The following is a 7621-nucleotide window of genomic DNA, read 5'->3' as shown; positions in this document are numbered from 1 at the left end:
TGTGCTCGGTGATCATGTTTAGGGTTCGGTGCTCAAGATAATCCGACACAGGCTGACGCCTGTACGTCTTTTTTGTTTTTCCCGGTTTAAGTGCCAAGGGCACTATACCGTTAAAAACAAAAAATCCGATCACTTTCATGATCGGATTTTCTTGGTCGGGGTGGCAGACCTAACTACCAGAACCCAAAACACTGTATTACAGTTATTTATAAAATTTTATTTCGTTTTGTACACCTATTTGTACACTCAAAACCAAATAAGAACTCTAAAGATATCATTTGCTGTTCTTTAGTGTTATAAAGGTACAAATAAAATTAAACAAGTATAATTCCATAACTATACTCAGTACCATACAATTATGACCACTCTATGAAGACTTAGATAAAAATACTTTCTGTAATTATCTTAACATTCCATATAGCCATTATATTACAACATTAGACCTCTTAATTAGAATAGAATCACGAATATTTACTTAAGAAGTATCTCCCCATCAAGATAATTACACCAAAAAGAAGAATTCCTAAAATCAATTTAATATTAAGACCCTTATACCAATACTCCTCATTTGGAACTTTGTGGACGGTAAGATATAAGGAATCCTGATATTGCTGACCATCTTCCGAAACCAATGATAATACAATGCGCATCTGGTCGACAGGTTTAAGGTCTTCTTTAGAAACCTTTAACAGAAGCTTTTTACCATTTCCAGAAACTTCAACAGCTTTTATTATTACAGTATCCTGACCTTGTTTGTCGGGATTTTTTACCGACCAATTTGCTGATCCATAATTTTCAGTCCATTGATAATTCCATTGCTTAATATCATAATTGTCCAACTCTTGAGCCACATCAGAATCAAGTTTTTGATTAAATATAATTTCGATACCATTGGACCTAACGTGCAACGCTTCAATTAGAAAACCTTCCCCACCTGTATAACGGATGCGGTCTAAACTTCCATATTTGGTAGCAAAAGAATCGTCCCATCCCGTAATTCCCGCCACATAATACTGTCCATCCAATGGGTTGACCCGCGCACGCTGTGTTCCAGCGGAAAATTGAAATGGTAGGGCAGAAACTGCAGCTTGGGTAATCTCGTCTATTTCTTGGGTCAATACTTGATACACCCATCCCTTGCCAAAACTGGTATGAATAAGACGATTTCCCAAAGGCCCCCACTCTTTTGGAGTCCAAGCACCATTCCCAGGAGAATTATCGAATTCTTGTGGTAACCAAATTATTGGCTTATCAAATGTTTCTGGCAAAATATCATCAGGATAGTTTGGTGATGCAAGGGAGGATTTCATGCTATATTCACTTCTTCCTGGTTTTGTTAACGATCCTTTAATAGTTGGGATATAACCATAAAATCCACCATCCTTAATAAGACTTATTTTGTTTGCCGGCATCCAATTGCCTTGATTATCACTGACATAAATTTCATCTTTAGGCCCAACCGTTACACCATTGGGCGCACGAAATCCGATAGCAAGGGATTGCTGCCCTTTACCGTCCGGAGTTACTTGGATTAGATGACCTGGTTCATCATCATGTGTATATTGACCGCCCTTCGAATAAAGTAAGTTTCCCTTGCTATCCGTTTGCAAAGAGTAATTAAAAGCTTGAACTGGAACGGGGGAAACATCAGTGTCAGCGAAGAAACTTTCATAAAAATCGATTTCACTATCCCCATTGAAGTCTATGAGTTTGACAATCCTATCACGACAGGTAACATAAATTTCATCTTTGATTACTTTTACGCCAAAGGAGTCATAAAGTCCAGTCGCAATACGTTGCCATTTTACATTTTTTAGCCCAAGGTCAATTCCATTCGCAATCCACACATCCCCCAAGTAAGTGCTCATTACCAATCGTCCATCGCTAAAAAAATCCAATCCCGATGGACGAATCCAACTATTCCATGGATTATTGAAAGGCAAGGGTATCCTATCCACCACATAAGGATAGTTCTCCGGTATTTGAACCAAATTTTCCGGCTCAAGTTTATCATTGCTATTGTAATGTATAGGGTCGTAGTGTGGAATGCCCACATCTAATGCCCCTGTAAGTGTAATTGTTGCATTCCACAACGGATCACCGCCTTTGGTGAAATCGGTCGGATCGGATATCGGTTGGTTTTGAACTTTTGCGATAAATTTTGCAAATTCCTCAAGCTCCTTAGTATTACTGGCACTATATCGGTGTACCTTAATCAGTTGATTTTCGGTAGATTTCGGTATAAACAAAGAAACTTGTTGACTCCCATCTATATCCCAACGTAATCCCTCGATATCTCCTTGGACTCCCACGGCCATGAAGCTTTGAGATTCCTTGTCCCCCTGCCCTATCAATACTATGCTATTTTTCGGATTTATCCATTTAGCTTCCGGAAGCATATTTTGGGCATTTAAATTATCCAGTGAAAAGACTCCCTCTTTAAAAGCAAAATTTTCATTCTTCGAAAGCCTTCCGAGAACAATCTTTCGCCAAGAATCCCCGGGAGCAATAGCAAAGGTATGTTGTATTATTGGCTCGTTACCCAAAAACTCCACGGACGGCATCTCTAGAATTTTACGTCCAACAATAGAGTAAGAAAGAATGGTTTTCATTCCAAATTGATAATGCCCGTGATAATTAAGCCATTTGGCCGGATACGGACTCCGCTCTGAAACCAGATTTTCAAGTTGATGGTATCTGTCTTTAAAGCTCCAATGCATATCACTAAACCCAAGAAGTTCATGGCCTACCATGGTTGGTTCCCCCTCTCCTCGATATTTTTGATATTTGGTCTTACTCAAATCCAAAATGCCTTTCCAAGCTACCGAAGTGGACAGCCTCTGAACATTGTAACTTATAAATAAGCTGTCTGCTAGCTTAATTGTCAATGCACTGTTTGTTTTATTTCCTATCTGGGAATAAATGGCTTGTCCATAATTTCCGATATGATTCTCGAAATATGATTGCCCAAACTCCTGAGATCCAGACAGAGCCTCTCTCTTTACTTTATCTTCTATTTCCTCTTTGCCTATCTGTGGTCTTGGCAAACTTTTTAAATATGCATCTGTAATATTAAAATATGCCTGGGTATTTTTGCCTTTGATAAGATCTTCACGAATGTACTGTACAACAGCATAGGCATCCTGGGGGGATAACCATCTTTGGGCACCCATTTGCCCAGCCCCGTTAATAATGGTCTTCCAAATACTGTAGGGATCTGATCCATATTTAAATTCATCCAGGCCAAAGGAACGGGCAGAAGGAAGTGATGAATTACCATTGCTTCCATGACATGCCACACAGGCCCGATTATAATATTCCCTACCTTTCTTAAGAGACCTTTCGTCCAAATTTCTTATAATTTCGGCATGATCAATAATTACACTATCTGATTGTTGATTTTCGAAAATGGCTTTGGCTACTATTTGGCTATTTCTCCCAGCGTTTATCAGATCTTTTTGCCATTTCTTTTTGCCATTAATAAGTTTTTGATTTGAATTCATTCCGGCAATCTCAACTTCATTCATCAGAAAATTAAGGTTGCTACCTTCTAGACACAAATTCGGTCCTTTAGTAATATGGAGAAAATTCAATACATCATTAGAATGCATCGGAAACATTGACAATAACGGTTTTGTACAAAAAAATAAAACAATAGTTAAAAGTGTTAAACTGAATTGAAAAGATCTCTTCATTATTTTCATTTTAAAGTTTTAGATATCACTACTTTAATTACCTATGATTTATATTCAAACAGTATATCTTTTGCAAATGCTATTGACATTTAGGATTGGCTCCAAACTATCTTACAACTAACTATAGCTATCGACCTTGACACATTGTTCGTTCACAAGTTATTAGACAAAACAAATACAGGAATCTTATCAAACAAATTCTTAAATCTAAAGATCCTTGTCCTTATATAAGTGTCAAAACCACCTTTTACGCAGAAAGAATTATCACGTAGCACAATTTTAATAGTCAATGATTTCTAAAAATATTGTAGAGACTGCCAGCTATATCCACGAAAAATATACCTTCCTTAGTGAGAAATATTTCAAGAAATTAGTATGCTGTTAAAAGTCTAGATTTAGAAAATCCATGATTAAAATTCATTTTTTTTAATAGACAACAAGAGTGCAAAATAACGGCTTTCTGTTTCTGAAGTAAGTTATACAATCAAATTTCAGTTTACAAACTACATTTATATATCATGAAAATCTATATCTTGAATTTCTGGTATTCGCAAACTATCGAATTTGTCATAATCTTTTTAAAGGATGGTAATCTAATCGGAATATATTAAAACGATGGTCGACAAAAAATATCTTAAATACAATTCGTTCCAAACAATCGATTATCCCAATATTGAGAACGCTAATTAATGCCATTCTTTAGCTTTAAATCAAGCACCCTACCATTAGCAGGGCGCAAGATTCAAACAACCAACTCAAGTATATTCCATAATCTAGGCTAACTTATTTTAAGTAAATCAGCTTTAGTCATTAAGCAATTCATTAATTTCTGATAGTGTCAGCGCTTTATTATAAATTCTAAGATCATCCATAAGTCCCGTCATTGCCGCTCTCCTAAGGTCACCTGCATTATAAACGCCTGTAGCATCTTCCCAAATGGTTATAGGATACTCTTTTGTTACATCATATAGCGCCCCAGGTAAAGCATGGAGGTTAAAGGTAACCAGTAAAGCAGTATTACCATACTCAACGCCATCAATGTATACCGTTAATTTACCATTTTGCCTATCGAACACCACTGTTGCCATGTGCCATTCATCATCTGATAAGGCAGGAGCCTGTGGATCTGCACTGGCAGCTCTCCAATCCAATCTAATATCATTTTTAGGATCATCTGCCACATTTACAATCCACCCGTGATCTGTTCCATTGCCAGGAGCATATTCATGACCGTCGTCGGTACATAACAACCAACCAGGATTGCCTCCACTACCCCAGTCCTTATTCCCGATAATTACAGGGTCTGAATCTGTTCCAGCCACTTTTATCCAAAAGTTAACACTAAAGTCATCAGCCGCTGAATTCGATTTTAATAATGGATGTATTGGCAATTGTGCATAAGAACCTGCATTGAATCTTGCAACTTGACCTCTGGTAGGGTCATTTTCAAAGGTAACATTTGCACTGGCAGTGGGGCCTAATACCGCATCAAACTTATTTCCGCTAATATCTAGAAGGTCAGAATCGAAAGGAAGATGAACGGTTAATTCAGTACCGCTTCCCGCTACGGTAGTAAAGTTATAAGTGGTATTATCCAAAACTCCTCCAAATGAGTTGCCGGCCACATCCTTAATAACGCCCGATTCAAATTGAACGTAATACTTTTTGCCAAAATCTAAAGGTATAGGGTATTTTACACGAATCATTGTTCCTTCCACAAATATTAATTCCCCTTCCGCATCAATAGTATGTACAGCATCATCCGTAGCAGCATCATATATTACGAAACTACCAGCAGAAGTCTTTACATCTTCATTGAAAGTCAATTCCATGGCAAATACAGATGCTTCATTGTCGCCATTAGCTGGAATCTGTGAAACCAGTTCGGGACCATCCAAATCATCAGGGTTACCTCCAGACTTGAAAGTCCATATCTCATTGTCCGGCATTCCAAAATATCCGTTCCCCACACTATCGACTACAATACCCTTATCCAAAACTACCTGGTAATTTCTCCCTGCCAAGAAATCTTGTGGATTTATGGTCAATACCCTATTCACATTACTTAAGGTAACCGAGGCATCATTAATATCTATAACTTGTTTGGCCTCTTCTACATCCGTTGTTATGGTTATATTTCCTTGGCCTTTATAAACAATATCATCGAAAGTGATCACAAGATTACTATTAAGGGCAACACCATCAACACCTGAAACAGGATTATAGCTTATTACATATGGGTTAATTATATCCATACTATCTTCAAGGGCATTATCATCACAAGACATTAAAAATGTAAATAGCATTAGTAATGCTGAGACAACATAGACCTGTACAAGTTTAAACTCAATTTTCTTCATGATATATTTTTTAAAGTTGTTTTATTTATTTCGATTAATTAACATCCCACCAAACCTTAGTAGCAAGATTATCGGGACCTCCTAGCAATGTCAGGGCTTCCTTATAATTCTCTTCATTTAAGCGTTGTTCATCTGCTGGATATACATATCTTACCGGGATAAACCCTTCGCTAGTGGGGCCGGGCACAATTTCAGGTACTCCTGTCCTTCTCCAATGGGACCATGCCTCCCCACCATTCAGGAACAATGAAAGCCATTTCTGAACATATATTTTATTTAATTTGGTTTCAGTTGACCCCGTATATGCCACATTGTTTTGCATATAATACTCAGCTGGAGGAATTACCTGGGAAGCCATAGGTAGTATAAAATTATCTGGAATTCGAGACGCATAATATTCAAACTGCGCCCTAATACCATTTTGATAATAAACTTCGGCACTGCCATTAGTTATATACCCTCTTTCCCTTGCCTCTGCTAGAATAAACTGAACTTCAGAATGGGACATAAATATACTTTGAGCTGCATTCTCTGACGCAAGGTCGGGCGCAAATTGCCTCGGAGCCCATAAAAGGCCAATCGGTGAATGGTTTGTGGATCCCCCATTCCATTGTTCTATATCCTGAATACCATTGGGAACTCCCCCATATTGAGGTGACCCTGTATTTGCCGTAGCCGGGGTGGGCATTGCAAAAACGGCTAAACGGGGGTCATTTAGTCCCTTTAATACTGTTTCCATGGTTGTTGAAAGCCTAGAGGAAGACGCCCATGCACTCACATTACCCCGAAATGAAGGATGTTCATTACCAATTTCCGATAAGTATTGAAGGGCGGCCTGATCGTGATTTCCCGTAAATAAAGGAAAAGTAGTAGGGTTGCTTATTATTCTCTGCATGCTGGCACTTGGATCCACTCTATCTGATTGTCTCATCAAGATTCTCAAACTGAGGCTGTTGGCAAACTTTTTCCATCCCATTACATCCCCATTATAAAGAATATCCCCATTTATTAATTCATCTGTGGTTCCTAGCAATTCATTGGCTAGTGAAAGCTCTTCCAATATTCCTTTATAAACAGATTCTTGTGAATCATATTTGGGAAAATTGATGTCAATGGCGGCTTTTCCTGCCTCACTATAGGGTATTGGCCCGAAATTATCGGTAATTCCCTGAAATATCCAAGCGCGGAGCACTAAGGCAATGCCCTTATAATTATTATAGTCCTTATTTTCAGCGGCAAGAATCAATTTATCGAGTTCTTTTATTTGGTCGTAATTGATCCAGAAAAAACGATCTGCATCACTCCTTGTCCAATTTCCGGATGCACTAGCGAATTGGTTGGCTATTTGATCGGCGACGACCGCAAATCTATCAAATGAATTATCCCAACTCCGATTGGCGGTAGTGCGGATAATATTTGGCAATAGCAGCCCGGGATCCGGTAAATTGGCGGTAGCATCCGTATTTGTATTTATTTCAACAAAATCTTTGGTACAGGACGCAACGAACACCATGGCACATAAACCAAAAATAAATTTCTTATATAAATGTTTCATATTTAATTTTT

Annotated in this window: 3 protein-coding genes; all 3 read right to left on the bottom strand. The window is 38.1% G+C overall.

Annotated features, from left to right (window positions below; all coding sequences use genetic code 11):
* Window positions 1-461: 461 nt before the first annotated feature.
* The 3 genes from MWU82_RS20855 to MWU82_RS20845 all read right to left on the bottom strand — a co-directional run bounded on the left by MWU82_RS20855 (window position 462) and on the right by MWU82_RS20845 (window position 7610).
* On the bottom strand, window positions 462-3527 hold the full coding sequence (locus MWU82_RS20855; protein WP_247097789.1) for a DUF6797 domain-containing protein: 3066 nt from the start codon (window positions 3525-3527) through the stop codon (window positions 462-464).
* Window positions 3528-4498: 971 nt separating this feature from the next.
* Window positions 4499-6055: an Ig-like domain-containing protein gene (locus tag MWU82_RS20850; protein WP_247097788.1), complete on the bottom strand. Its 1557-nt coding sequence runs from the start codon at window positions 6053-6055 to the stop codon at window positions 4499-4501.
* A gap of 34 nt (window positions 6056-6089) precedes the next feature.
* The gene (locus MWU82_RS20845; protein ID WP_247097787.1) at window positions 6090-7610 is read right to left on the bottom strand and encodes a SusD/RagB family nutrient-binding outer membrane lipoprotein; all 1521 of its coding nucleotides are present in this window, start codon (window positions 7608-7610) and stop codon (window positions 6090-6092) included.
* Window positions 7611-7621 lie beyond the last annotated feature (11 nt).

The sequence above is a fragment of the Arenibacter sp. S6351L genome (assembly GCF_023016025.1).
Lineage (GTDB): Bacteria > Bacteroidota > Bacteroidia > Flavobacteriales > Flavobacteriaceae > Arenibacter > Arenibacter algicola_B.
This window is presented reverse-complemented; position numbering and strand designations above follow the sequence as displayed.